The following is a 26,296-nucleotide window of genomic DNA, read 5'->3' as shown; positions in this document are numbered from 1 at the left end:
ATAAACATTACTTTATGAAAAAATTCACACTCATTTTATTGGGGGTATTCACTACGTACCTAAGTTATGGTCAACAAATCGTATCAGGTACGGTAACTGACCCCGCAGGTCTTCCTATCCCTTATGTTAACATTCTGGAAAAAGGCTCAGAAAAAGGTACCACCACCGATGAGCAAGGTAAATATACCATTGCTGTCGACGAAGGAGCTGTATTAGTTTTCAGCTTTATTGGTTATGAAACCAAAGAAGTAGAAGTTGGAAATCAAGAAATCATAGATGTTATTCTACAAGAAGGAGAAGCCCTAAGTACCATTATTGTGGTTGGATCCAGAAGCCCAAAAAGAACAGCAACCGATACTCCTGTAGCTATCGATATAATTGATATGCAGGAGATTATTACCAAAAGTGGTAAGATTGAAATCAATGAACTGCTTCAATATACAGCTCCTTCGTTCAACGCCAACAAACAATCCGGATCTGATGGAGCTGATCATATTGATCCTGCCTCTCTTCGTGGATTAGGACCTGATCAGACTTTGGTTTTGATTAATGGTAAAAGACGTCATTCTTCGTCTTTAATTAACATTTTTGGTACACGAGGAAGAGGAAATTCGGGAACCGACCTTAATGCTATTCCCGCTACTGCTATCAAAAGAATCGAAGTATTACGAGACGGTGCTGCTGCGCAATACGGTTCTGATGCTATCGCCGGAGTTATCAACATTGTGCTTAAAAATGATGTAAATACCATCTCTGGAAGTGTAAGCTACGGAGCTTACAACACCAATGCCAAAGGAGATTTTCCCGATGGCACTCCCAATACAGATGGAAATCGATTAGATACCGATAATGATGGAAATCGTATTGGTGATGATCAGGATTTTGACGGTGGATCCGTAAAAGTAACTGCCAATTATGGAGTAGAAATTGGTGATGGCGGTTTTGCCAACTTTACCACAGAGTTCTTAAGTAAAAATAAGACGCTTCGTCCCGGGTTTGATTTCAGGAGAGGTTTTGGTGAAGCGGCTATCGATGGGTTTAATTTCTTCGTAAACGCCGCTGTGCCTATTTCCAAAAAAACAGAAGCTTACGCCTTTGGAGGAAGAAACTACAGAGATACCGATGCTTTTGCTTTTACTCGTAATGACGGTGAAAGAGTAGTAACCGCAATATTCCCTAATGGTTTTACACCAAGAATTACTTCAAACATCATCGATAACTCAGTGTCGGTTGGGGTGCGTACTGAAACTGAAAACGGTTGGAAAATTGACGTAAATAACACATGGGGTAAAAACAACTTTCATTATTTCATACAAGGAACATTGAATGCTTCTTTGCAAGAGTCCTCTCCTACTGACTTTGATGCTGGTGGACATAGTTTAAGTCAGAATACCACAAGTCTTGATCTCTCCAAGTATTATCCAAACATTATGAAAGGATTAAACATCGCCTTTGGATCTGAATATAGAACCGAAAACTTTATCATTTTTGCTGGTGAAGAGGGATCTTATGCCACTTATGATGTAAATGGATTACCCATTATTGATCCTGCTAATCAAACTCAACCTACCGACCCTATTTCTGGAGAACTTCGACCAGGAGGATCACAAGGTTTCCCGGGATATAGCCCAGCCAACGAAGTTGATCGATCCAGATCCAACTTCTCTTTGTACACAGATGCAGAATTGGATATAACCGATAGCTTCTTATTGGGTGCTGCAGCACGATTCGAGAACTATAGTGATTTTGGAAGCACCATAAATGGTAAATTGGCCTTTAGGGTGAAAGCGTCAGACAACATTAATGTTCGTGGATCTGTGAGTACAGGGTTTAGAGCTCCTTCTTTAGCTCAGATATATTACAACTTAAGATTCACCGATTTTCAAGGAGGTGTGGCTACAGAGACACTTTTATCACCAAATAACAGCCCAGTAACCGCTTCTTTTGGTATCGAATCCCTTGAAGAAGAAACAGCGATAAATGCTGCCGTGGGAGCAACAGCTAGCTTTGGTGGGTTTACTGCTACCATAGATGGATACTACATCAATGTAAAAGACAGAATAGTACTTACCGGAACCTTTGCTGCTCCTCAAATTCCAAATGTAAATGAAGCACAATTTTTTGCAAATGGAGTGGATACCGAAACTGTAGGGCTTGATATCATCCTATCCTGGAAGGGTAATTTTGATTTTGGTAATATCTCTGCCACCCTTGCAGGAAATATCAATAACATGACCATCGAAGAGGTTAAAAATGGGAATTTGGACGAAAGCATATTCTTTGGAGAACGTGAAAAGGCATTTCTCTTGGCTTCTGCTCCTGATAGTAAATTTGCATTTAATGCAAACTACAGTAAGGATAAATTCAATGCTGGATTAGGATTGACTCATTTTAGCGAAATTGTATTGATTGATTTTGCAGACACTGAAGATGTGTATGGCGCAAAAATAACTGCAGATCTTAATGCGGGATATCAATTAACCGATAACCTAAAACTTACCTTAGGAGGAAATAATATTTTTAACGAATATCCAGATCAACAAAATGATGGAGAAACCGAAGCAGGTGGATACTGGGATGCGGTGCAAATGGGATTTGGTGGTGCATATTATTATGCAAGATTAGATTTCAACTTCTAGATTACAAAAACACTTTATCAAAGCCGCCATATCATTGTATATGGCGGTTCTTGTTTGTTTACGTTAAATTAAATCATAAATCCTTATAATAATTTTTTATTACTATCCGTATACCCTTAATTTTGCGCTCAAACTAGTATTCCTTTTCTATGGAAGATATTACCCGATACTTTTATCAGCTTTTTGTTTCCAAAGGCTTTTCAGAGAACACTTCAGAATATTTAAATTTAATTATTGGTCTTGCCATATTGATCGTTTCTTTATTCGTGATACACTTTATCATGAAAAAAGTCTTTATCACTATTTTTAAGAAATACGCATCAAGATCAAAAAACACTTTCGACGATTATCTGGTAAAGAACAATACCTTTGACTATCTGGCTCATATTGTACCGCTGTCTATCACAGTATGGATTGTGCCTCAATTATTTGCGGCTTTCCCAACTACAGAAAAGTACCTTGAGATCTTATTCGATATCATGGTAATCGTATTAACAATTTGGATTTTGCGAAGTATTCTTAGGACATTTCGGGATTTCCTAAAATCTTTAGATTCTTTTAGGGACAAGCCTATCGATAGTTATGTACAGGTTTTTATGATTTTTGTCTGGGTTATCGGGGGTATCTTTATATTCTCTTCGGCCACCGGAAAATCCATTTGGACGTTTCTAACCGCACTTGGTGCCATGTCTGCTGTTATTTTATTAATTTTTAAAGACACTATTCTTGGATTTGTTGCCAGTATTCAGGTTGCCGTAAATGACACAGTACGTATTGGAGATTGGATTACCATGGAAAAATATGGTGCTGATGGAGATGTAATAGAAATTAATCTTTCTTCGGTTAAAGTTCAGAATTTTGATAAAACCATTACTACTATCCCTACCTATCACCTTACTTCAGAATCGTTTCGAAACTGGAGAGGAATGATGGATTCTGGTGGGAGAAGAATCAAAAGATCACTTTTGATCAAAACATCAAGTATTAGTTTCCTTTCAGAAGAAGATATCAATAAACTTCAGGAAATTGAAATCATCAAAGCGTATCTTCAGAAAAGAAAATCGGAAATAGACTCCTTTAATACACAAAACAACATTGACAAAAGTAATTTGGTTAATGGTAGAAACCTATCTAATATGGGAGTGTTTAGAGCTTATGTAGAGTTATATCTTGAAAACCACCCTTATATCAACAAAGATATGACCATCATGAGCAGACAACTAGCTCCCACAGCTCAAGGAACTCCACTTGAGATCTATGCGTTTAGTAATGATAAGGTTTGGAAAAACTATGAAAATATAATGGCAGATATCTTTGATCACCTACTATCTGCTATCCCCTATTTTAAACTCGAAGTTTTTGAGTTGGATTATAATATCAATACATAATTTATGATAAAAGGTTTTAGACTCATCAGTTATCTAGAAGGTATCTCATACCTACTTATTTTATTTGTAACTATGCCCCTAAAGTATATGTTCGAATCACCTGAACCCAATAAAGTCATCGGTATGGCACATGGGGTGCTATTCTTGTTATACATCGTATTTGCCATTGTTGTAAAGTTCGAAAAACAATGGAATAACAAAACCCTAGCTATCGTATTACTTTGTTCTATAATTCCTTTCGGAACTTTTTGGATGGATAAAAAATATCTGACTAAAACACAATAGTACCATTAAAATCACCATCATAGATACTATGAAGGTTAATTACGCTATGTAGTCTGCCATTGACTTCTGGTTGTAGCGATATGCTTCCATTATGCAATGGGATTTCTTCTTGATTCATATAAATTGCGACGATACTGTTATTATTTGTCCAGCAATCACCGCAATTCCCGTCATAATAATGATAATTGTAATCATTGGGGTTAACGGTATGAGTTATGAGTTCTAATACATCTCCAGAGTCCAAATAATATAGTATACGTTCTTCTTGATTAGATGTTGGTTGCAATCTTGCTCCTGTTACTTCATAAATATGCCTTCCATAAGGACCATTTTGATGATTAATCGAACCATAGCTATGAACTATTGGGCGTCTATTTTGAGGTTGTGGGCACGATGCGCCTCCTACTACTACCGCAATTTCTGGCAGAGGAAGGTCAATATTTACTCCTATAGATATCCCCCCTCCTATGCGTAGTTGTGCATTAGAAACATGAGTAAATGGTAAACTAAGTAAAGCCAATAAAAAAAGATAATTCTTCATCCTGATTGTGTTTAAAATTTGCTAGGATTACTGCATCAAACAATGTGCCGCAAAACCATGCCAGCGAAAAAACACAATTACTCCGGATATTCGATCCGTAAATGATAGATATTCGTGAGCTTACGTTTAAAAACCTTCTTCACCTGTTGAATTTCCTTAAAGGTAATATTAGCATTTAGAAATTGCTCATCTTCCATTTGCTTATTGACTATCTTTTCTACAAAAGAATCTATCAAGCTACTGGTAGGGTTTTTAAGGCTCTTTGATGCAGCTTCTACGCTATCACTCATCATCAAAATTGCAGTTTCTTTTGAAAACGGTTTTGGGCCAGGGTACTGAAAGTCCTCAATATTCACATTTTCATTACTTTCTTTTTCTTTGGTATAGAAATAATATACTGTACTTGTACCGTGGTGCGTTCTGATAAAATCAATGACCCGATCTGGAAGTTTATACTTTTTAGCGATTTCAATCCCTCTTATTACATGATTGATAATAATTCTTGCACTTTCTTTTGGAGACAACACATCGTGTGGATTTCCCGATGCCGATTGGTTTTCTGTAAAATAAGTAGGATTTGCCATCTTACCTATATCATGATACAGTGCTCCAACTCTAACCAACATGGCATTTGCTCCAATTTCATTGGCCGCTGCTTCTGCAATGTTTGCGACATTCAAAGAATGGTGGAATGTACCAGGAGCTTTGTCTGACAATTCTTTTAGCAACACCGAATTGGTATCACTAAGTTCTAACAAGGAAACATCAGAAATAAGACCAAAAATCTTTTCGTAAGCATAAATCAATGGGTGCACAATAAGGGTTGCGAATCCACTGATCACGAACAAAACAACGGTAGTCCAATCGATATTACTTACACTCCCTTCATGTATAATATGAAAAGATATATAGGCAATGATATAGATGATGGTGATTTGACCCACCGAAATAAAAAGATTAGCTCTTTTAAAAGATTCTGAAATCGTCAATATCGTAACAATACCTGCAATGATTTGTAAAAATGTATACTCATAGCTATTAGGCACGACAAAACCTAATATCAATACTGTAATAACATGAGTAAATAAACCTAAACGCGAATCGAAGAAAGCCTTAAGAACCAAAGGCAATATACATAAGGGCACTACATAGATGTATTCGGAGCGATATTTCACCACCAAAGTAGATACCAAAACAATAAACAAAATATTAAAGAAAATAAAGGTGACTTGGGTATTATTTTCATAAATATCGTTCCTGTATTTCCTGATAAATAATAAAAGCATCATTAATGCCAAGGATACTAAAAGGCTATACCCCAAAACGATCCAGTAAAAGTTTTTGGCACTCCATACCTGAGATTCGTATTCTGCTTTTAATGAATTCAAGATCTGCAACTTACCTCCTTCTACAACCTCTCCTCTAGCGATAATCCTACTTCCTCTTGATACTCCTCCTCTAGTGGGGAGTACTTTGGCCAACTCATTCTCTAGTGTGCTCTGTGTTAATCTTTCATTGAGTTTTACGTTGGGCTTTACCAAATCGTAAAATAAAGCTACAAAATCACTTTTGAACTTTGCATATTCACTCTTATCTATTCTGGAGTTAATGAGGTTAGTCACTTCATTAGAAGTCAAAATTTGCCCATAAGTGATGGCTTCAGCTTCGTTTCCTTTGTTTAAAAAAATCTGTCGCTGCTCATCATACGGACTCGTACTTTGTAAAACTCCGTATCGATAAATATCGTTAAGCAGGATTCGACCAAACAACTTTGCCTGATCCCTAGCACTGGTTTGATTAAAGACTTTCAGATAATTATTAAATGCCTCGTCATAGGATTCTTTGGCAGTATTAGAAACAATAGTATCGTATTCAAAATAAGGGATTGTATTATCGGTAATGTCTTTTTTTTCTTCTTCGATCTCCTCTTCTGTCTTCGCAATGGCAAAATCAAAAGGAGCATATAAGTTTTCGTATTGCCAAGGTTTTCCCTTGGTAAACTCGTACTTAAATATCCCCCCTTTAGGAAACAAATAGACAATAAGTGCAGTAGTAGTTATAAAAAGAAAAATCCTGTAAATAAAAGATTGTCTTTTATAAAATTTATTCAAAAAGCGTCTCACAAATTACGTTCTATTGATTACTCAAAAGTAGTAAATCAAACTTAGATGTACGAAGTATCCCTCTAGAATTAAGAATTATACCTGTATTACAGCTAACTCTTAACTTTTTACTTAGTTTTTATCCTACAAAAATCCTTAAATTCGCAGCAAACAATACACACAATTTAAATTACAGATAATGAGTAAAGAAGTAGTAATTGTATCTGCAGCAAGAACACCAATTGGAAGTTTCTTAGGAAGTTTGTCTACTGTGCCGGCAACCCAATTGGGTGCTATCGCCATAAAAGGAGCACTAGATAAGATCAACCTAGACCCTTCTCTTGTTCAAGAAGTTTTTATGGGAAATGTAGTACAAGCAGGAAACGGACAAGCTCCAGCAAGACAAGCCGCGCTTGGTGCTGGTATAGGTGATCACGTTCCTTGTACTACGGTAAATAAAGTTTGTGCCAGTGGTATGAAAGCTGTAATGCATGCTGCTCAAGCTATCGCTTTGGGAGATGCAGATATCATCGTTGCCGGAGGTATGGAAAACATGAGTTTGATTCCGCATTACGTTCGACTAAGAGCAGGACATAAATTTGGTCCTCAAACCCTGGAAGATGGAATGCAACGAGATGGTTTGGTAGATGTTTACGATGGAAATGCAATGGGAGTTTGTGCTGATTTATGTGCCAATGAATATGAATTTAGTCGTGAAGATCAGGATGCTTTTGCTATCCAATCTTACGAAAGATCTGCAAAAGCATGGGCAGATGGTAAATTTAATAATGAAGTAGTACCCGTACCTGTTCCACAACGTCGTGGAGAACCTGTTATGGTTACGGAAGATGAAGAGTACAAAAACGTAAAAATGGAGAAAATTCCAGCTTTACGACCTGCGTTTAGCAAAGATGGAACGGTAACTGCTGCTAATGCTTCTACTATTAATGATGGTGCGGGAGCTGTAGTAGTAATGAGTGCTGATAAAGCCAAAGAACTGGGATTACAACCTCTAGTTAAAATTAAAAGTTATGCAGATGCAGCTCACGAACCAAAATGGTTTACTACTGCTCCTGCAAAAGCGTTACCAAAAGCTATCGAGAAAGCAGGTATTAGTTTAGATGATGTTGATTTCTTCGAATTCAACGAAGCATTCTCTGTAGTAGGTTTAGCAAATCTTAAAATTCTTGGACTTAGCGATGAGAATACCAACGTAAATGGCGGAGCTGTTTCTTTGGGACATCCATTAGGATGCTCTGGGGTTCGTATTTTGATTACCTTGATCAATGTACTGGATCAAAACAATGCTAAAATTGGAGCCGCAGCAATCTGTAACGGTGGTGGTGGTGCCTCTGCTATGGTAATAGAGCGTTTATAATTTTATTGATCAAGAGCGTAGCTCTATAACATTGCTAATTCCTAATTACCGATAATGCAATACGGCATTTGTAACCTAAGTATTGTTCCTTTACGTGCAGAACCCAGTGACCCAAGTGAAATGGTTACTCAGGTCTTGTATGGAGAACATTTTAAAGTACTCGAGAAACGTAAAAAGTGGAGTAAGATTCGCCTAGCCTATGATAAGTATGAAGGTTGGATCGATAACAAACAATATCTGGATATCACCGAAGATCAGTATAAAAACTTTGATGAACAGGATATCTGTTTATCAGGTGATTTGGTAGAGTTTGTAAATTGTGATCAAAATCAATTGATGCCTATTCCACTAGGAGCTTCTCTTGGAGCTTTGGACTTTTTTCAACATACTTTTGAAGGATATACCATTACACAAAAAAGTGAAAAAGAACACTTGATAGAAACTGCATTGATGTTTCTAAATACTCCATATTTATGGGGAGGTAAGACCAGTTTTGGGATAGACTGTAGTGGTTTTACCCAAATGGTTTACAAATTAAATGGATATCAACTACTTCGGGACGCTTCGCAGCAAGCAACTCAGGGAGAAGCATTAAGTTTTATAGAAGAAAGTGAGCCCGGCGATCTGGCTTTTTTTGATAACGAAGAAGGTAACATCATACATGTCGGTATCATGATGAAAGATAACTATATCATCCACGCGCATGGCAAAGTGCGCGTGGATCGTATAGATCATACGGGGATTTATAATGCGGAAAGAAGAACGCATACCCACAACCTACGGGTAATCAAAAGAATTATTTAGGCCTTACGATGTCTCAAGATTTAGAAATAGTAAAAGTTACCTTAAGAGACAAAGAAAAGCTGTTAGAAATAGGACATAACACCTTCTACGAGGCCTTTGGTCCTCCTGTAAATACCGAAGAAAATATCCAAAGCTATCTTGAGCAAAAGTTTACCCTAGATCAAATCACCAAAGAACTTCTGCACCCCTACTCCCAGTTTTATTTTGCTCGTATACAAAATACTGTGGTAGGGTACATCAAGTTAAATACCCAGAATGCTCAAACCGAAGCTGTAGATCTTAATGCTTTAGAAATAGAACGTATCTACGTTATAAGAGAACAACAAGGAAAAAGTATTGGTCAGGTATTACTGCATAAAGCCCTATCAATCGCCAAAGAATTACAATCAAATTGCGTTTGGCTTGGGGTTTGGGACCAAAACACAAGAGCTATTCGTTTTTATGAACGGTGGGGATTTAAAGCTTTTACTACACATAAGTTTGTGCTAGGTACCGAGATTCAAACCGATGTAATGATGAAATTGGAATTATAAACTTTATGATTTTCATAACAGTTCCGTGTTTTTTTTTATTTAATTTTGAAACGAACATTTCAATTAAAATGCCAAAAGTAGAAACCTTCGATAGAAAACAAGTATTGCAAAATGCAACTGATGTATTCCATAAAAATGGATACAACGGAACTTCTATGCAGGATTTGGTAGATGCCACTTCGCTAAATAGATCTAGTATCTATAATTCTTTTGGTAGTAAATTGGGCATGTTTATGGAAGTGCTTAATCATTATAGATCTTGTGGTAAGGACAATATGAAAAAAGAGTTGATTCAAACCCATAACGCCTCCGACTCTATTAAAGCAATTTTCAACATGTATGTTGAGGACATCCAAAATGATACCAACAAAAAAGGTTGTCTTTTGGTAAACTGTAAGTCAGAAATGACCAATCAGGAACCAATGATCAAATCCTTTATGGAACAAAGTCAGGACCAAACCACAGCCATGTTAGAGGACATCGTGTACAAAGGGCAAATGGAAAAAATCTTTAATCAAGATCAAACTGCAGCCCAATATGCTTTATATCTATATTCAGCTATCCAAGGGTTACGCATGACAGGCATATTAAACAATAATAAAGAAGAACTAGACAATTTAGTAAACACCATACTAAAGGCATTATATTAATTTTTTTTACTCTAATATGAAACGATCGTTTCAAATAAAACAAAATAAAATGAAAACCTTATTAAGAATAGACAGTAGTCCAAGAAAATCCACCTCTATCAGTAGACAATTGGCAGATGTGCTACAAAGCAAATTAGAAAATGAAGCTGATTATACCACCATACATAGAGACGCCTATTATGACGAGCTTATCCATTTGGGTAACGAAGACAGTGTAACCGCCTATTTCACACCAGAAAATGAACAAACTACTGCCCAGAAAGAAGCCATTAAAGCTTCTAACATTCTGGCAACAGAGTTTGCAGAGGCTGATACTTATCTATTTGCGGTTCCTATGTACAATTTTAGCGTTTCAGCCGGTTTAAAAACGTATATCGATCTTATTTCCCGAGCGGGAATCAGCTTTCAATACACCGAAAACGGACCACAAGGATTACTAAAAAACAAAAAAGCCTATGTGATTATCACTACTGGCGGTACCAAGCTAGGTACCGAAGTTGATCACGTAACAGGATACATGACCACTTTTCTCAATTTCTTAGGAATTACTGATATCGAATTTATTAATTCCGATTTAATCATGACCAACGCCGAAGAAATTCTGGAAGGAGCTAAAACTAAAATTCAAAACTTATCACTATAACATTAAAATAAAAAATGAAAAAATTAGAAAACAAAGTAGCCGTTATTACAGGAGCGAATAGCGGTATTGGATTAGCCACAGCAAAATTATACTTAGAAGAAGGTGCCAAGGTGGTAATTTCAGGAAGACGTCCAGAGGCACTAGAAGAAGTAGCTAATGAGCTTGAAGGAGATTTTATAACTGTTACTGCTGATGTTTCAAAACCTGAAGACAATACCAAGCTCATTCAGGAAGCAGTAGCAGCTTACGGAAAAATTGATGTACTTTTCCTGAATGCAGGGATCGCACCTCCTACTCCTACTCATGAAGTAACCGAAGCACATTACGATTCATTATTCAACACTAATGTAAAAGGGCCTATTTTGGCAACAAAAGAAGCATTACCTCATATTAATGACGGGGGTACTATTTTGTTCACTAATTCTATTGTTACACAAAAAGGATTTGATGGTTTTAGTGTGTATTCTGCTACCAAAGGAGCTTTAAGAGCTTACCAAAGAGTATTAACTTCTGAAGTGAAATCACGCAAAATACGAGTAAACTCTATTGCTCCAGGACCAATTGCTACTCCTATCTACGACAAAATGGGATTACCACAAGAAACTATCGAAGAAATGGGATCAGGATTTGGAGAACAAGTACCACTAGGAAGATTCGGAACGTCTGAAGAGATCGCCAAAACTGCATTGTTTTTGGCTTCTGAAGACGCATCCTACATCAATGGTATTGAAATAGAAGTTGACGGTGGTTTAAGTCAAATCTAAATCAAAACAATAACCACTAAAAAAGGCCGTATAGTTCATAAACCATACGGCCTTTTTATATCTTATTCGATAATCGCTTATAATTCTTTGATCTGTCGAATCATTTGATTGGTAAATCCCCATTCGTTGTCATACCAAATCATCAGTTTTACCAAATCTCCATCTACCACTCTGGTCATAGAAGCATCAACAATTGCTGCATATGGACTTTGTTGAATATCAGAAGAGACAATAGGTTCATAAGTAACATCCAATACTTCAGCATATCGATCTGTTCCTGATTCTTTTTGTAATATCTCATTGATTTCTTCGGGAGTAGTTGCTCTTTCGGCAATAAAAGTCACATCACTTATTGAGCCTACGGGAACAGGTGTTCTTACTGCCACCCCATCAAACCTACCTCGATATTGTGGTAAAGCCTTGGTAGTAGCAATTGCAGCTCCGGTTGTCGTTGGAGTTAAATTAACTGCTCCTGCTCTACCCATCCTTGGATTCTTTTTAGACGGAGCATCCACCAAAGTTTGCGAAGCGGTATATGCATGAATTGTATTCAAAATTGCTTTTTTAATCCCTATAGTTCTTCCTAATATCTCTACTACCGGGCTAATATTATTTGTTGTACAACTTGCACAAGAAAATATATTGGTTTTTCCATCTTCAGTGTTTACTCCGTGCACAACAGTTGGAGTATCTATACTTTTTGTGGGACCAGATATTACCACATTTGTGGCTCCTGCTTTAATATGCTTTTCGGCATCTTCTCTATTCGTAAAAAAACCTGTGCTCTCAATAACAATATCAACATTGTTTTCTTTCCACGGTAATTGTTCTGGATCACGTTGATTGAGATACATTATTTTTTGATCACCTACGACTAGGTGATTCCCATCAACACTCACCTCTTTATCGTACACGCCATATACACTGTCGTATTTTAAAAGGTATTTTGCATTTTCGATGGTCATTAAATCATTAACGGCCACAATTTGCATATCTGGCTCGTCCATAATTACTTTCAATGCGGCTCTTCCTATTCGTCCGAACCCATTTATGGCTATTCTTTTCATATTTTTTTAAGTTAATGTTGGTAAAAAGTTAAAGAGAAAACATCTGTTTTTCTCCACTATTTTTGTCGAAAAAAGATTATTAAAATTACTATTAAAAGCTTCAATCTTCTAATAAAGATACTCCATTCAAATCGGTGGTAAGCACATCGCTCATGTAATCAAAAAAAGGCCTTAACAACTCATAATGATAGATCACTTTGTCCAAAAAGTCATCGGCAAAAACTTCTTGATCTGTGAAGCTATGAGATACAAAAAAAGATTTGTTTTTGATGAGATCTATAGCAGGATGTTCTTTACTAAAACCCTTTGGAGCAGTCTTTACCTGAAACTCAGTATTAAACCCACCAAAAGCCTTATCAAAATCAGGAGCTGATAATATTTCTCTAATTTCCTGATCATCCATTTCGAATTCTTTACGAATACGTAGTAAATCTGCTGGCTGAGGGCCAAAAAAACCACCCGCTACCAAAGAATTACCAGGTTCTAAACGCAGGTAATATCCACCTCTTCTATGGGCTCCCGCTCTGCTAAAACTGGCACTTCGATGTACATTATACGGGGTTTTATCTTTACTAAATCTAATATCTCTATTGATACGAAATACCTTTGTTTTCTCTATCTCATCATTTTCATTCAATCGTTCTACTATGGAAGCATAAAAAGCTTTTAATACCTTTTCTCCCGCTTGATATTCCTTTTTATTTTCGGTCATCCAATCCCGATGATTATTCTTTTTTAGTTTTTTTAAAAATTCAAATGCTGATTTTGGTATGGTATTCATAAGTTTTTCTTTACCACTAAATTTATCTAAAATCTACCTCCCAGTTTTAAGTTTAACTAAAAATTATGCATTTATGCCATTTTTAGGTTGGAGTTGTTATATTTCCTTTAAAAATGTAATGATTTGCAACTTATTGTGACTTATGTATTCTTTATTCTATATATTTACTAGAGTTTTAAACGTAAGATGATGTCCAAAGAGCGAGATGCTATCATAGCAAGAATAAAAGAGCAAAAGAAAAATCCCAATTTACGCCTCCGTTTAAAAGAGCGTACAGAGTATTTTACGAACTTGCTTTTTTATACCCTATTTGATTCAGACACCGAAGTAGCCAAAAATGTTGACCTTCTTGAAGAAACTTTTGAAGAGTTGATTGATTTGGCGTGTTGGGAAACTGAAAAACCTTGCAGCAAACTTTGGCAATCTTATCTGGAAAAACTACCCGGTATTTTACAAAAATTGAATAGAGATGCCGAGGCTTTTATGAAAAGTGATCCTGCGGCAAATTCTATAGAGGAAGTATATCTGGCCTATCCCGGTTTTTATGCTATAGCGATTTATAGACTGAGTCATGAACTACTGAAATTTGGATTACCTATGGTACCGCGATTAATGACTGAGTACTCTCATCGACTCACAGGTACAGATATAAATCCAGGAGCAGAAATAGGAGAATCCTTCTTTATTGATCACGCTACGGGAATAGTGATTGGAGAAACTGCCATCATCAAAGATAATGTGAAGATTTATCAAGGAGTTACACTAGGTGGTCTTTATGTAGATCGTAAACTACGCAACGTAAAACGACATCCTACCGTACAAGATAACGTTACCATTTACGCTAATGCCACAATTTTGGGCGGTAGTACCGTTATCGGAGCTAATAGCACAATCGGTGGTAATGCTTGGATTACCTCTTCGGTACCAGAAAACTCCATCATTTCAAATACTTCAGAAATCAAGATTAAAAAAGTTGTTTAATGTCTCATAGCATTTTAGACCTGATTGGTAACACGCCTTTGGTAAAGGTGAAATCCCTTGTTAAAAACCCAAATATCACACTTTATTTAAAACTGGAAGGTCATAATCCCGGTGGGAGCGTTAAAGATCGTGCAGCATTTAATATGATCAAATCGGCTTTAGATCGAGGGGACATAGATCAAAATACAAAATTGATCGAGGCCACTAGTGGTAATACCGGTATTGCGTTAGCTATGATTGCAGGAATCTTTGATCTCAATATTGAACTGGTCATGCCGGAGAACTCTACCAAAGAGCGGGTACAAACCATGAGAGCCTATGGAGCAAAAGTAACTTTAACCTCTGCAGATATCGGTATTGAAGGATCAAGAGACTATGCAGAAGCAAAAGTAAACAATGAAGGCTATGTAATGCTGAATCAGTTTGGAAATGATGACAACTGGAAAGCACACTATAAAACCACTGGTCCTGAAATATGGAGAGATACCGAAGGTAAAATCACCCATTTTGTCTCTTCTATGGGAACCACAGGCACAATTATGGGAACTTCTACTTTCTTAAAGGAACAATCCAAAGACGTGCAAATTGTGGGGGTACAGCCTACAGATGACTCTAGAATACCAGGTATTAGAAAATGGCCAAAAGAATACTTGCCCAAAATTTTTAATCCGCAAAAAGTAGATCAGGTCATTGAAGTAAGCCAGGAAGAAGCCACGGCAATGGCTAAAAGATTAGCCAAAGAAGAAGGGGTCTTTTCTGGAATGAGCAGCGGTGGATCTGTTACAGCTGCCTTAAAGCTTGCCGAAACTTTAGAGAGCGGTGTTCTTGTTGCTATTATTTGTGATCGTGGAGATCGATACCTAAGTTCTGATCTTTTTGAGTAGATTTAGGGTAAACTTTCTCTTATGAACTTACAGCAAAATAAAGATAATGCCATTGCCTTCTACAAAATGGCATATGAAGGCAATCCCAAAGAAGCGATAGAAAAATTTGTAGGTGCAGATTATATTCAACACAATCCTGACGTAAAAGACGGGAAATCTGGGTTTATAGTGTATTTTGGACGTATGCAACGTGAATATCCAGAAAAAACCATAGAATTTGTGCGTTGCATCGCCGAGGGGGATTTGGTCTCCTTACATACCCATCAAACATGGCCTGGAAATGATCAATATGTAACCATGGACTTTTTTCGTTTTGACGAACAAGGAAAATTGTTGAACATTGGGATGCCATCCAGCAAATTCCTGAACATTCTGCAAATGAGAATTCCATGTATTGATTTGTAGTCGATGACGTAATCCTGGAATTGACCAAAAATACATACAGTTTCAAAAAATAAAACTGAACACTTCTATTATTGTAATTTAATTTATTATACTAACGTTTTTACCGAATACAGTATTGCTAATACTATGCCTGAATCACAACTGATACTAAACACCCTCAAAGAATATTTTGGATATGACAGCTTTCGTGATCTCCAAAAGGAAATTATAGATGCTGTTTTTGAAGGAAAGGATAACTTGGTTATTATGCCAACCGGTGGAGGGAAATCGATTTGTTATCAACTACCTGCGTTATTACTACCAGGTATCACTTTAGTCATTTCTCCACTGATTGCATTAATGAAAGATCAGGTAGATGGATTAAAGGCTAACGGAATTAAAGCTGCCTTTGTAAATAGTAGTCAAGACGAAGCAGAACAACAAGAAATATTTCAGGACATCGCTAATCAGGCTATTAAAATACTATATGTTGCTCCGGAAAGCTTACACTTTTTGGAAGGGCTACTCAACGAAATAGAGATAAGCTTAATCGCCATTGATGAAGCTCATTGTATTTCAGCTTGGGGACATGATTTTAGACCAGCCTACACACAACTCGGATATCTGAAAAAACAATTTCCCGAAACCCCAATAATCGCCTTAACTGCTACGGCGGATAAGGCTACTAGAAAAGATATCTGTGATCAATTGAATATCCCAAATGCCAAATTACATCTAGCTTCTTTTGATCGTAAAAATCTAGCATTAGAAGTACGACCGGGAAATAAACGTATCGAGCAGATCTATACTTTCCTTTCTGATAAACCTTTTCAAAGTGGGATCATTTACTGCCTGAGCAGAAAAACTACAGAGGCGCTTGCAGAAAAGTTAAACAACAAAGGTTTTAGTGCTGCAGCATATCATGCTGGGATCGAACATCAAAAACGAGCCGAAGTACAAGAAAAGTTTATTAATGATAGTATACAAATAGTATGTGCTACCATTGCCTTTGGTATGGGGATCGACAAGTCCAATGTACGATGGGTAATTCATTATAACTTACCCAAAAACATAGAAGGATACTATCAAGAGATTGGTCGTGCCGGCCGCGACGGGCTTCCCTCTTCTACTCTATTGTTTCATAGTTATGCCGATGTTGTACAACTGCAAAAGTTTGCAGATATGTCTGGTAATAAAGACATCCAATTGGCCAAATTGGATAGAATGAAACAATACGCAGAATCCTTGAGTTGCAGACGCAAAATACTATTGAGCTATTTTGGAGAATTGATAGAAAAAGATTGCGGTAATTGCGATGTTTGCAATAATCCCCCTACTATAATCGATGGGACAATCCTGGCCCAAAAGGCCTTATCCTGCGTCACAAGAATTAAAGAACAGGAACCTATTGGAACAGTAATAGACGTTCTAAGAGGAGCACAAAATGCAATTGTTGTTGATCAAGGGTATCAAAATCTTAAAACCTACGGTATTGGTCGCGACATTGCCTGGAGAGATTGGCAACAATACATCATACAACTCATCAATCAAGGATATCTTGAAATTGCATTTCATCAAAATAACAAACTAAAGCTAACTGCTTTATCCAAGAAAGTATTGTTTGAAGGAGAAAAGGTAAGTCTAGCACATTTAAAAGAATTGGAGAAAGTAAAACAGCCCGTGATCAACACGGATCAGGTTGCGAGTAATGATTTATTTGAAAAGCTAAGATTATTACGTTTAGAACTTGCCAAAAAAGCAGGAATTCCTGCGTATCAAATTTTCAATGATGCTACTTTACGGGAAATGGAAAAGCACAAACCTGTAACCGATGAAGAATTTATACTGATTAATGGTGTAGGACGCCAGAAGATGCAAAATTACGGCTATCAGTTTATCAAAGAAATTCAAGCTTTTGTAGACCCTCCAAAAAAGAAAAGAAAAACCACCAAAAAGGGAAAAACTCATACAGAAACATTAACCCTTTTGAAGAATGGGCTTTCTTTGGAAGAAATTGCAGTCGAAAGAAAACTGACAGCCAGTACAATTTTTTCTCACATCTTCAAACTATACGAAGATGGTGAAGCCATAGATCTACATCAATTTATTGATAAGAAAAACATTACAGCTATTCAAAAAGCTAAAGAGATACTGAACAGCCCTGAGACACTCAAACCCTATTTCGAACACTTTGAAGGAACAATAGATTACAACACTATAAAAATTGGTTTGGCTATATTAGACAAAAAAGACTCGACTACTTAATACTAATCTTATGTCTTCACATATCGTTTTTGGCGCTGGATTGATCGGAGGTTTTCTAGGAGGTATATTTACTTCTTTGGGACAGGATACTAGATTGGTTTGTCGACCACAAACCCAAAAGAAATTAGCAAATGGACTTCGATTAACCGACTATCATAAAAATGAAGTCAATATTCCTAAGTTGTATTTTATCGATTCAGAAATACCTTCGGCAACCGACAATAATATGCATTGTCGTTTTCTTTGGGTTACCGTAAAGTGCACTACAATGCAAAAGGTGAGCAATGATATCAAACCATTTGTGGGTCCAAATACTATAATTTTATGTTGTCAAAACGGTTTGGGATCTGAGCAAATGATTAAGGAACAATTTCCAAACAATCAGGTTTTGCGAGTCATGGTTCCTTTTAATGTGGCAGAACCTGATCCTGGTCATTTGCATCGTGGATCAGAGGGGACCTTGCATATCGAAACACCAATTGAACAACCTGAAGTAATTACAGAATTGGTCGAAGTACTGGATAGTAAAATGTTACCAGTTAAAGAAACCAAAGCCATGTTGGAATTACAATGGGCTAAATTACAACTCAACCTGGGGAATAGTGTGAATGCATTAGCTGATATCCCGGTCAAGAATATGCTCCAGCAACGAGGTTATCGTTTAGTGATTGCAGCATTAATGAAAGAGTTGCTTAAGGTTACTAATTCTTTGGATATTCAATTACCCAAACTCACATCCTTGCCTGCAAGATACCTTCCCTTGGTACTTAGCTTACCTAATTTTCTTTTTAATCTGGTGGCCAACAAAATGCTAGCCATCGATCCAACAGTACGAACATCGATGTGGTGGGATCTTTCTCAAGGCAAAAAGACAGAAATCGATTATTTGAACGGTGCGATTATAAAAGCTGCTCAAAAACATGAAATAGCCTGCCCAGCCAATACAAGAATAATTCAATTGATCAAAGAAAGCGAAATTGCAAATGCTTCTTCTCTTCCCAGAAAAAGGATAGAAGCAACCACCTTATTAAAAGAGATTGCCTAGAAGCTCAAGAAGTATGTTTAGTCCTTCGGAAAATACTTTTTGTCACTATCAGACACCAAAGGATCTTCAACTGCCTTCTTTAAAAGCTCAACGTGTTCTTCAGCGTTATAATGAAACAATAAAGTATTTAATTCTTTAATAGAGATCCCCTGGGTATTTTCATTATCCAGAATGAACTCATCGCCTGCACTTACAGATCCAGGTTCGATAACTCTCACGTATACTCCAGACAACTTAGAATCGATAAATTGTTTGATAATCGCAGGATTTCCGAATCGAACACCTAGCTTATAGCACGGTTGCCTGGGTCTCGAAATCTGTACCTTTGCAGTCCCTAGTTGATAAACAGACCCTATTTTAATAGCTTCTTCCAGAAAACCGGAAACAGTTAGATTTTCTCCAAACATTCCATAATTCCAGTCTAAATCGGGATACTTTTCTTTCCAAAAAGGATAATGCTCCGCTGCATATAAATAGCAAGCCTTATCAACCCCTCCATGATATCTCCTGTCAATAACGTGATCTCCAGCTACATCTTCTTTGTCTAAAAAGATCGGTTGGTCCACTGGGTATTTATAAATCCCTGTTTTCACTTCTTTTCCTCTCCAGAGTATGGTTGTGGATTCACCTATGTTTGTTGATAACACTTTCATTATATTATGGTTTTAAGTCTACTTTATTCAGAATCAAGCCTGATCCTGGTACGATATGCTCTAATACAATTTCTTCTGCATCTGGATTCAACGTTTGTTTTATAAAATCTATATCCACTTTTCCTCTACCCAAATCCAACAAAACTCCCATCATTAAACGAATCTGATTTCTTTTAAACCCTTCTCCTTTTACTCGTAAAAGATAACTCTCTTCTGGAAAAAAATTTGCCATATAGATATCATTTTTTTCTATCTCACAATAAAGTATTTCTCCTTCCAAAATCGTGTTCTCCGAAGGGCGATGGCAATACGATCTAAAATTGTGTTTCCCGACAAACAATTGGGCTGCTTTTTTCATGATTTCTATATCCAGGTCTTCCAAAATATTGTACATAAAGGGAGCACAAAACGGATGAAACTTTGAACCAAAAGAAAATAAGTATAAATATTCCTTGACTTTTGGAGATTGAATGATATTAAAATGCTCGTCAGTAACACTTATCTTCAAAGCTCTAATATCCTGCGGAAGATTTCTATTGAAAATGGGCAAAAATTCTTCGACATCCAAAGGGGCATGATCTACAAACAATTCTATAAATGCATGATTGGCAGATACCTTTGCATCCGTTCTCCCCGCTGCTAATACTTTAAAATCTTTATGTTCCAAAACATAGGCAACAGTACGTTCTACCATTCTTTGTAATGTGTTTACTGTAGGTTGTTTTTGCCAACCGTGATATCTAAACCCTAAGTATTGTAATTCTAATAAATAATAGAAACGTTTTCTAAACATTGATTTTTATTATGTAGTCCCCGAATATAGATAAATTATGTATTTCAACGATAAAACACTCTTTTTTAATCCTAAAACTTTAAAAAAGATAGGTGAAGAATCACTATATTTGAGTAAATCTAATTAATAATTTAAAATCAACTTTGTTATGGTAAAAGCTAAGTATCAAGAAGTTTTGGATCTAGGGCAACAATTAAATATCCAAGGCGGTGATGTCTCTGAAGAAAACGGAACTCTTAAAATAAAGGGAACTGCCAAGACTCAATATGAGAAAAATCTACTTTGGGACAAAATTAAAGAAATTGGAGGTGAATCTCCATCAGATATTATGGCTGACATTGACGTATCAGATAATTCTGTTTATCACAGACATACGGTAAAAAGTGGCGAATCATTAAGTAAAATAGCTAAACACTATTATGGTGACCCAATGAAATATAAAGAAATCTTTGAGGCGAATACTAACATTCTTAAAAATCCAGATGTTATCCATCCAGATCAGGAATTAGTGATCCCAAATCTCTAAGAAAGTATTTTCCATACTATAAAAACAACAGAAAAGTCGCAATAACATTATTATTGCGGCTTTTTTTTAATAAAAACTCCTCCAAAAAGTAGCTTTTTTATGTATTATATCGATTTTTTGCTCTTTTTACCCTGAAAAACAAGTAAATTCCGCCAATTACCCTAATTATTTTGTGGTTTTACCGTATTTTTATATTTTGAAACCAAAGCTCAACTTGTATGAACAGGATATTACTATTTATTGTATTATGCTATTCAATACCTACATGTGCCCAATCACTGTCAAAAACAGACATAATTTACGAACGTAAAGATCAGGTGGTATTGAATACCGGAAAGTCTTATCAAATTATCAATGAAAAGGCTTTTTATGAAGTGAATGATATTTCTATAAAAAGGTTTATCACTGTCCAGAATAATGATCTGATGTTAAATCGTGTATTGGTTATTCGTGGAGGTGATGAATATGTAGAGATTATAGAATGGACCAAAAATACGCTAAGGTATTATGAATCCAGAAACATTATCAAATACACCAATGAACACGATTATGTTTCGGACACCAATTAACTAAGAGTTCTTAATTTTTGTTTGTGCCAATACCAGTATCTGCTCAAACTGTTGATCAAGAGTAAGATTAGAGTTGTCTATTTTGATTGCATCGCTAGCTTTTCTCAATGGTGAATCTTTACGTGTACTATCAATATGATCCCGGTTAACTACATTTTTTAGAACATCTTCATAACTTACATCGTCCCCCCTTTCCTTTAGTTCTAAATAGCGTCGTTCTGCTCGATCCTTTGCCGTCGCTGTCATAAATAATTTCAATTCTGCATTAGGAAATACTACCGTTCCTATATCCCTACCATCCATAACAATACCTTTATCTTTACCCATTTCTTGTTGTTGTTCGACCAATTTTTTACGAACAGCAGATACTGCAGCGATCTTACTTACATGTCTGGATACCGATAACCCTCTTATTTCTTTTTCAATATTTTCATCATTCAAAATCACCTCTGCCAACCCATTATTAGCGTTTCTTTCAAATCTAATACGTATCAAAGGCAACTCACTTTCCAAGGCTTCCACATCAAAATGATCAACATCTATATATCCTTTCCGCATTGCGTATAGTGTTACTGCTCTGTACATAGCTCCAGTATCCACATATATATAGCGCAAAGCTTTTGCCAACTGTTTGGCTACTGTACTTTTTCCTGTAGATGAATGTCCATCTATTGCAATAATGATTTTATTATTTTCCAAGCTGTATTCCTGTTTTCAGAATTTAATTCTACATCAAAAATACCTTAAACAATTCAAACTAACTCATATTCGAGTAAAAAGTTAAAACCTTACCCTTTACTTAAAGAACTTAAACTGCCCTCAATGACATTAGACACATCCTAATGCATCAGTTGAGGCTTCGTATACAATATTTAAGTAATTGTAAAGTTATTACATGAAACGCCCTTTTGCATGACAAGAAGTTACTTTTAAGATCTTAAATCGACATCTATTAACCTAAACACGCAAATATGGGCTTCTTTGATTTTCTTAATGAAAAGATCGCCATAGATCTTGGCACTTCAAATACTTTAATCACCTACAAAGGAAAAATAGTAATCAACCACCCTTCTATAGTTGCCATCAACAGATTAACTGGTAAAATTATCGGCGTTGGTAAGGAAGCTGGTATGATGAAGGGAAAGATCAACAAAAATATACAGACGTTGCACCCTTTTAAAAATGGAGTTATTTCTAATTTTGATGCCGGAGAAAAAATGCTGAAAGCATTTATCAAGCAACTATCCACACTTAAATCTTCTTTATTTACTTCCTCTTACAATATGATTATATCCATACCCTGCGGAAGCACAGAAGTAGAAATGAGGGCAGTAAAGGAATCGGCAAAAAGATTGAATGCAAAAAATGTTTTCCTCATACACGAGCCTATAGCTGCTGCAATTGGTGGTGGGATCAATGTTTTAGAACCCAAAGGAAACATGGTTGTTGATATTGGTGGAGGAACTACAGAAATTGCAGTAATCTCCATAGGAAGTATTATTAGTGGGCAATCTGTAAAAATAGCAGGTAATGTTTTTAACGAAGACATTATGCAGTACGTAAGAGAACATCGTAATCTTCATATTGGAGAATCTATGGCAGAAAAAGTAAAACTACAAATTGGTTCTGCAGTACCTGATTTAAAAAAACCACCACCTGATATGAAAATTGAAGGAAGAGATTTACTTACCGGAAAGCCAAAACAAATTTCTTTATCTTATAAAGAAATTGAAAGAAGTCTGGATAAATCTATTTCACAAATAGAAAATGCTATCATGGAAACATTGTCTGAAATCCCACCAGAAATCTCTGCCGATATCTATAATTCCGGTATTTATTTAACTGGAGGTGGATCCATGCTCAGGGGATTAGACCAACGTTTATCTTGGTCAACAGAACTACCCGTGCATCTTGGAGATCAACCTTTGAAAACCGTTGTAAAAGGAAGTGAAATTGTACTCAAAAATTTAGATCGCTATACCGGAGTATTGGTGAGAAAAAAATAAAAAAAGCAGAACGTAATGTTCTGCTTTTTTGTTTATAGTTTTTTCGGTTTTTTCACCTTGGTATTTGTTATTGCTATTTTAAGAACATCACCCATATCCTTAACATAGTGAAAAGTCAGTCCTTTTAGGTATTCTGCCTTTATCTCTTCGATATCTCTTCTATTGTCTTCACAAAGCAGGATCTCTTTGATATGAGCTCTTTTTGCCGCAAGGATTTTCTCTTTAATACCTCCTACTGGTAATACTTTACCTCGCAACGTTATTTCACCTGTCATAGCAAGGCTTTTCTTTACTTTACGTTGTGTAAATAATGAAACCAAAGAGGTTAGCATAGTAACACCAGCGCTAGGTCCATCTTTGGGAGTCGCTCCTTCTGGCACATGGATGTGCACATTGTACTTATCAAAAATCTCAGGATTAATCCCAAGTATATCTGCATTAGCCTTGATATACTCCATGGCTATAGTAGCAGATTCTTTCATCACTTTACCTAAGTTTCCAGTAATCGTAAGATTTCCTTTCCCTTTTGATAAAATAGACTCTATGAATAAAATATCTCCTCCAACGCTGGTCCATGCCAAACCGGTAACCACTCCTGCTACTTCATTACTTTCGTATTTATCTCTCTCTAATCTGGGAGCTCCCAACACCTCAATAACATCCTCGTTGGTTACTTTTATATTATACTCCTCCTCCATCGCAATATTTTTTGCCGCATAGCGAACCATTTTTGCGATTTGTTTTTCCAGCCCTCTAACACCGGACTCGCGAGTATACCCTTCTATGATTTTTTCTAATTGTACTTTCCCTATTTTAAGATGGGTGTTAGTTAACCCATGCTCTTCCAATTGTTTTGGAAGTAAATGTTGCTTAGCAATCTCAACTTTTTCCTCGATAGTATATCCAGTAACGTTAATGATTTCCATTCGATCTCTTAGCGCTGGCTGAATTGTTGCCAGGCTATTTGAGGTTGCGATAAACATTACCTTAGACAAATCGAATCCCATCTCTAGGAAGTTATCATGAAACTCCGAATTTTGCTCTGGATCCAATACTTCTAATAAGGCAGAAGACGGATCTCCCTGATTCCCTACAGATAGTTTATCGATCTCGTCTAGTACAAAGACAGGATTGCTTGTTCCTGCTTTCTTAAGACTTTGAACGATCCTACCTGGCATTGCACCGATATAGGTCTTTCTATGTCCTCGTATTTCGGCTTCATCTCTCAAACCACCCAAGGATATTCTTACATACTCTCTTCCCAAAGCTTCGGCTACAGACTTCCCTAATGAGGTTTTACCCACACCCGGAGGTCCATAAAGACAAAGAATAGGAGATTTCATATCATTACGCAGTTTTAATACCGCCAGGTATTCTATGATTCTGCGTTTTACTTCGTCTAGACCATAATGGTCTTTATCCAATATTTTCTTTGCTCGTTTTAGGTCAAACTTATCTGTACTGTATTCATTCCAAGGTAAATCAAGAAACAGATCCAAATAGTTACGCTGTATCGAATACTCTGCAACTTGAGGGTTCATACGTTGCATTTTTGAAAGTTCTTTTTCAAAATGCTTGGCTATCTTTTCATCCCATTTCTTTTCTTTGCTTCGCATGCGCATATCCTCCAGCTCATCTTCATGCGAAACTCCTCCAAGTTCTTCTTGAATCGTTTTCATTTGTTGATGCAGAAAATATTCCCGTTGTTGCTGGCTCATATCATGCTGCACTTTACTTTGAATCACATTTTTAAGCTCCAGTTTTTGGAACTCTACGTTCATGAACTTCAGTGTTGCCAATGCTCTCTCTTGCAGATCGTTGATCTCTAAAAGTTTCTGTTTTTCTTCTACAGGAAGATTCAGATTAGAAGAAACGAAATTGATCAAAAAAGAATTACTCTCTATATTCTTGATAGCAAAAGAAGCCTCAGAAGGAATATTAGGACTTTCCTTAATAATTTCTAGTGCAAGGTCTTTAATAGATTCAATAATTGCACTAAACTCTTTATTTTCCTTTGTGGGTCTTGTTTCTGGTACTTCTTTTACCTTAGCTTTGATGTAAGGGTTTTCTGCAACTACATCCTCTATTTCAAATCTTTTTTTCCCTTGCAGAATCACCGTAGTATTGCCATCAGGCATTTTCAAGACTCTAAGAATACGAGCTACCACTCCAATTTTGTTGATATCTTGTAAAGAAGGATTTTCTACTCCTTCTTCTTTTTGAGAAACCACGCCTATAGTTTTATTTCCACTGTTTGCTTCGTTAAGCAATTTTATGGATTTGTCTCTTCCAGCGGTGATAGGAATTACCACTCCTGGAAACAATACGGTATTTCTAAGCGGTAAAATTGGTAAAACCTCAGGTAACGATTCCTTATTAATTTCCTCTTCATCCTCTGGAGTTAATAATGGTATTAACTCTGCTTCCTCATCTATCCCTTGAAATGACAAACTGTCAAGTGTTGTAAATTTGGTTTTCGCCATAAGTATATATAAAAGTCATTTTGTCATTAAGACAATTGACATATCTTTTAAAGTTACTATAATCAGATTAAAAAAATCAATAAAAACCCAATAAAATCAGATTCTTAGCGTGTAATGATACTTCTATATTTC

General features: G+C 36.4%; 24 protein-coding genes and 1 pseudogene. 17 read left to right on the top strand and 8 right to left on the bottom strand.

The features are described from left to right. The first annotated feature begins 14 nt into the window (after window positions 1-14). The 3 genes from ACXAGJ_RS00690 (at window position 15) to ACXAGJ_RS00680 (ending at window position 4,312) form a co-directional block, all read left to right on the top strand. Entirely contained in the window at window positions 15-2,639 is a 2,625-nt protein-coding gene (locus tag ACXAGJ_RS00690; RefSeq protein ID WP_474836211.1) for a TonB-dependent receptor, read from the top strand. Between the two features lie 149 nt (window positions 2,640-2,788). Then, the gene (locus ACXAGJ_RS00685; RefSeq protein ID WP_474836209.1) at window positions 2,789-4,027 is read left to right on the top strand and encodes a mechanosensitive ion channel family protein; all 1,239 of its coding nucleotides are present in this window, start codon (window positions 2,789-2,791) and stop codon (window positions 4,025-4,027) included. A gap of 3 nt (window positions 4,028-4,030) precedes the next feature. Next, window positions 4,031-4,312, top strand: a complete 282-nt coding sequence (locus ACXAGJ_RS00680) for a DUF3817 domain-containing protein (protein ID WP_474836207.1) — start codon at window positions 4,031-4,033, stop codon at window positions 4,310-4,312. Here ACXAGJ_RS00680 and ACXAGJ_RS00675 read toward each other — a convergent pair. Both ACXAGJ_RS00675 and ACXAGJ_RS00670 read right to left on the bottom strand, forming a co-directional pair. Next, on the bottom strand, window positions 4,299-4,853 hold the full coding sequence (locus ACXAGJ_RS00675; protein ID WP_474836205.1) for a hypothetical protein: 555 nt from the start codon (window positions 4,851-4,853) through the stop codon (window positions 4,299-4,301). The genes ACXAGJ_RS00680 and ACXAGJ_RS00675 overlap by 14 nt on opposite strands. A gap of 77 nt (window positions 4,854-4,930) precedes the next feature. After that, the gene (locus ACXAGJ_RS00670) at window positions 4,931-6,976 is read right to left on the bottom strand and encodes an HD family phosphohydrolase (protein WP_474836203.1); all 2,046 of its coding nucleotides are present in this window, start codon (window positions 6,974-6,976) and stop codon (window positions 4,931-4,933) included. A gap of 178 nt (window positions 6,977-7,154) precedes the next feature. On the opposite strand from ACXAGJ_RS00670, the gene ACXAGJ_RS00665 reads away from it, so the two are divergent. The 6 genes from ACXAGJ_RS00665 (at window position 7,155) to ACXAGJ_RS00640 (ending at window position 11,727) form a co-directional block, all read left to right on the top strand. Continuing rightward, the gene (locus ACXAGJ_RS00665; protein WP_474836201.1) at window positions 7,155-8,333 is read left to right on the top strand and encodes an acetyl-CoA C-acyltransferase; all 1,179 of its coding nucleotides are present in this window, start codon (window positions 7,155-7,157) and stop codon (window positions 8,331-8,333) included. Window positions 8,334-8,387: 54 nt separating this feature from the next. Continuing rightward, window positions 8,388-9,137 carry a C40 family peptidase gene (locus ACXAGJ_RS00660; RefSeq protein ID WP_474836199.1) on the top strand — a complete coding sequence of 250 codons (750 nt, stop codon included), beginning with the start codon at window positions 8,388-8,390 and terminating at the stop codon, window positions 9,135-9,137. An 8-nt stretch (window positions 9,138-9,145) separates the two neighbouring features. After that, window positions 9,146-9,670, top strand: coding sequence for a GNAT family N-acetyltransferase (locus ACXAGJ_RS00655; RefSeq protein ID WP_474836197.1), 525 nt, complete (start codon window positions 9,146-9,148; stop codon window positions 9,668-9,670). 68 nt (window positions 9,671-9,738) lie between these two features. Then, complete coding sequence (locus ACXAGJ_RS00650; protein ID WP_474836195.1) at window positions 9,739-10,320, top strand: TetR/AcrR family transcriptional regulator; 582 nt, start codon at window positions 9,739-9,741, stop codon at window positions 10,318-10,320. Between the two features lie 49 nt (window positions 10,321-10,369). Continuing rightward, a complete protein-coding gene (locus tag ACXAGJ_RS00645; protein WP_474836193.1) occupies window positions 10,370-10,963 on the top strand; it encodes an FMN-dependent NADH-azoreductase in 594 nt (197 codons plus the stop codon). A 14-nt stretch (window positions 10,964-10,977) separates the two neighbouring features. Beyond that, window positions 10,978-11,727, top strand: a complete 750-nt coding sequence (locus ACXAGJ_RS00640) for an SDR family NAD(P)-dependent oxidoreductase (RefSeq protein ID WP_474836191.1) — start codon at window positions 10,978-10,980, stop codon at window positions 11,725-11,727. Between the two features lie 77 nt (window positions 11,728-11,804). On the opposite strand, the gene ACXAGJ_RS00635 is transcribed toward ACXAGJ_RS00640, so the two are convergent. Together ACXAGJ_RS00635 and ACXAGJ_RS00630 are read right to left on the bottom strand one after the other, a co-directional pair. Then, window positions 11,805-12,794: a type I glyceraldehyde-3-phosphate dehydrogenase gene (locus tag ACXAGJ_RS00635; protein WP_474836189.1), complete on the bottom strand. Its 990-nt coding sequence runs from the start codon at window positions 12,792-12,794 to the stop codon at window positions 11,805-11,807. Window positions 12,795-12,894: 100 nt separating this feature from the next. Continuing rightward, window positions 12,895-13,575 (bottom strand): DUF2461 domain-containing protein, encoded by a 681-nt coding sequence (locus ACXAGJ_RS00630; protein WP_073312953.1) that lies wholly within the window; start codon window positions 13,573-13,575, stop codon window positions 12,895-12,897. 189 nt (window positions 13,576-13,764) lie between these two features. Here ACXAGJ_RS00630 and epsC point away from each other — a divergent pair, with 189 nt between their 5' ends. From epsC to ACXAGJ_RS00605, 5 genes and pseudogenes are all read left to right on the top strand, one after another. Then, window positions 13,765-14,556 (top strand): serine O-acetyltransferase EpsC, encoded by a 792-nt coding sequence (gene epsC / locus ACXAGJ_RS00625; protein ID WP_474836187.1) that lies wholly within the window; start codon window positions 13,765-13,767, stop codon window positions 14,554-14,556. Next, complete coding sequence (gene cysM, locus ACXAGJ_RS00620; protein ID WP_474836185.1) at window positions 14,556-15,440, top strand: cysteine synthase CysM; 885 nt, start codon at window positions 14,556-14,558, stop codon at window positions 15,438-15,440. The genes epsC and cysM overlap by 1 nt, the downstream gene beginning before the upstream one ends. A gap of 21 nt (window positions 15,441-15,461) precedes the next feature. Next, window positions 15,462-15,838: pseudogene (locus tag ACXAGJ_RS00615) on the top strand (nuclear transport factor 2 family protein). A 133-nt stretch (window positions 15,839-15,971) separates the two neighbouring features. Then, window positions 15,972-18,089, top strand: coding sequence for a DNA helicase RecQ (gene recQ / locus ACXAGJ_RS00610; RefSeq protein ID WP_474836183.1), 2,118 nt, complete (start codon window positions 15,972-15,974; stop codon window positions 18,087-18,089). A 10-nt stretch (window positions 18,090-18,099) separates the two neighbouring features. Next, a complete protein-coding gene (locus ACXAGJ_RS00605; protein ID WP_474836181.1) occupies window positions 18,100-19,134 on the top strand; it encodes a 2-dehydropantoate 2-reductase in 1,035 nt (344 codons plus the stop codon). 17 nt (window positions 19,135-19,151) lie between these two features. Here ACXAGJ_RS00605 and ACXAGJ_RS00600 read toward each other — a convergent pair whose 3' ends face one another. Next, complete coding sequence (locus ACXAGJ_RS00600) at window positions 19,152-19,787, bottom strand: MOSC domain-containing protein (RefSeq protein ID WP_474836179.1); 636 nt, start codon at window positions 19,785-19,787, stop codon at window positions 19,152-19,154. Between the two features lie 4 nt (window positions 19,788-19,791). Then, the gene (locus tag ACXAGJ_RS00595; RefSeq protein WP_474836177.1) at window positions 19,792-20,580 is read right to left on the bottom strand and encodes a tRNA pseudouridine synthase A; all 789 of its coding nucleotides are present in this window, start codon (window positions 20,578-20,580) and stop codon (window positions 19,792-19,794) included. A 148-nt stretch (window positions 20,581-20,728) separates the two neighbouring features. On the opposite strand from ACXAGJ_RS00595, the gene ACXAGJ_RS00590 reads away from it, so the two are divergent. Further along, the gene (locus ACXAGJ_RS00590) at window positions 20,729-21,106 is read left to right on the top strand and encodes a LysM peptidoglycan-binding domain-containing protein (protein WP_473286677.1); all 378 of its coding nucleotides are present in this window, start codon (window positions 20,729-20,731) and stop codon (window positions 21,104-21,106) included. Window positions 21,107-21,324: 218 nt separating this feature from the next. Continuing rightward, window positions 21,325-21,675: a hypothetical protein gene (locus ACXAGJ_RS00585; RefSeq protein WP_474836175.1), complete on the top strand. Its 351-nt coding sequence runs from the start codon at window positions 21,325-21,327 to the stop codon at window positions 21,673-21,675. Here ACXAGJ_RS00585 and cmk read toward each other — a convergent pair whose 3' ends face one another. After that, the gene (cmk, locus tag ACXAGJ_RS00580) at window positions 21,676-22,374 is read right to left on the bottom strand and encodes a (d)CMP kinase (protein ID WP_474836173.1); all 699 of its coding nucleotides are present in this window, start codon (window positions 22,372-22,374) and stop codon (window positions 21,676-21,678) included. A 272-nt stretch (window positions 22,375-22,646) separates the two neighbouring features. Here cmk and mreB point away from each other — a divergent pair, with 272 nt between their 5' ends. Continuing rightward, entirely contained in the window at window positions 22,647-23,681 is a 1,035-nt protein-coding gene (mreB, locus tag ACXAGJ_RS00575) for a rod shape-determining protein MreB (RefSeq protein WP_474836171.1), read from the top strand. Between the two features lie 32 nt (window positions 23,682-23,713). Here the strand turns inward: mreB and lon are convergent, their stop codons facing one another. Beyond that, on the bottom strand, window positions 23,714-26,164 hold the full coding sequence (gene lon / locus ACXAGJ_RS00570; protein ID WP_474836169.1) for an endopeptidase La: 2,451 nt from the start codon (window positions 26,162-26,164) through the stop codon (window positions 23,714-23,716). Window positions 26,165-26,296: the final 132 nt, after the last annotated feature.

This window comes from Aquimarina sp. AWH4_224 (assembly GCF_056160245.1).
Note: the sequence above shows the minus strand (reverse complement) of the source record. Positions and strands in the feature narration are given on the sequence as shown.

Excerpts from the sequence above, each read along its gene's own strand:
- ACXAGJ_RS00680 (WP_474836207.1), top strand. The coding sequence starts at position 4,031 with ATGATAAAAGGTTTTAGACTCATCAGTTATCTAGAAGGTATCTCATAC.
- recQ (WP_474836183.1), top strand. The coding sequence starts at position 15,972 with ATGCCTGAATCACAACTGATACTAAACACCCTCAAAGAATATTTTGGA.
- ACXAGJ_RS00640 (WP_474836191.1), top strand. The coding sequence starts at position 10,978 with ATGAAAAAATTAGAAAACAAAGTAGCCGTTATTACAGGAGCGAATAGC.
- ACXAGJ_RS00665 (WP_474836201.1), top strand. The coding sequence starts at position 7,155 with ATGAGTAAAGAAGTAGTAATTGTATCTGCAGCAAGAACACCAATTGGA.
- ACXAGJ_RS00605 (WP_474836181.1), top strand. The coding sequence starts at position 18,100 with ATGTCTTCACATATCGTTTTTGGCGCTGGATTGATCGGAGGTTTTCTA.
- epsC (WP_474836187.1), top strand. The coding sequence starts at position 13,765 with ATGTCCAAAGAGCGAGATGCTATCATAGCAAGAATAAAAGAGCAAAAG.
- ACXAGJ_RS00590 (WP_473286677.1), top strand. The coding sequence starts at position 20,729 with ATGGTAAAAGCTAAGTATCAAGAAGTTTTGGATCTAGGGCAACAATTA.
- lon (WP_474836169.1), bottom strand. The coding sequence starts at position 26,164 with ATGGCGAAAACCAAATTTACAACACTTGACAGTTTGTCATTTCAAGGG.
- ACXAGJ_RS00655 (WP_474836197.1), top strand. The coding sequence starts at position 9,146 with ATGTCTCAAGATTTAGAAATAGTAAAAGTTACCTTAAGAGACAAAGAA.
- ACXAGJ_RS00635 (WP_474836189.1), bottom strand. The coding sequence starts at position 12,794 with ATGAAAAGAATAGCCATAAATGGGTTCGGACGAATAGGAAGAGCCGCA.
- ACXAGJ_RS00685 (WP_474836209.1), top strand. The coding sequence starts at position 2,789 with ATGGAAGATATTACCCGATACTTTTATCAGCTTTTTGTTTCCAAAGGC.
- ACXAGJ_RS00650 (WP_474836195.1), top strand. The coding sequence starts at position 9,739 with ATGCCAAAAGTAGAAACCTTCGATAGAAAACAAGTATTGCAAAATGCA.
- mreB (WP_474836171.1), top strand. The coding sequence starts at position 22,647 with ATGGGCTTCTTTGATTTTCTTAATGAAAAGATCGCCATAGATCTTGGC.
- ACXAGJ_RS00645 (WP_474836193.1), top strand. The coding sequence starts at position 10,370 with ATGAAAACCTTATTAAGAATAGACAGTAGTCCAAGAAAATCCACCTCT.
- cysM (WP_474836185.1), top strand. The coding sequence starts at position 14,556 with ATGTCTCATAGCATTTTAGACCTGATTGGTAACACGCCTTTGGTAAAG.
- ACXAGJ_RS00690 (WP_474836211.1), top strand. The coding sequence starts at position 15 with ATGAAAAAATTCACACTCATTTTATTGGGGGTATTCACTACGTACCTA.
- ACXAGJ_RS00600 (WP_474836179.1), bottom strand. The coding sequence starts at position 19,787 with ATGAAAGTGTTATCAACAAACATAGGTGAATCCACAACCATACTCTGG.
- ACXAGJ_RS00630 (WP_073312953.1), bottom strand. The coding sequence starts at position 13,575 with ATGAATACCATACCAAAATCAGCATTTGAATTTTTAAAAAAACTAAAA.
- ACXAGJ_RS00675 (WP_474836205.1), bottom strand. The coding sequence starts at position 4,853 with ATGAAGAATTATCTTTTTTTATTGGCTTTACTTAGTTTACCATTTACT.
- ACXAGJ_RS00585 (WP_474836175.1), top strand. The coding sequence starts at position 21,325 with ATGAACAGGATATTACTATTTATTGTATTATGCTATTCAATACCTACA.
- ACXAGJ_RS00660 (WP_474836199.1), top strand. The coding sequence starts at position 8,388 with ATGCAATACGGCATTTGTAACCTAAGTATTGTTCCTTTACGTGCAGAA.
- ACXAGJ_RS00595 (WP_474836177.1), bottom strand. The coding sequence starts at position 20,580 with ATGTTTAGAAAACGTTTCTATTATTTATTAGAATTACAATACTTAGGG.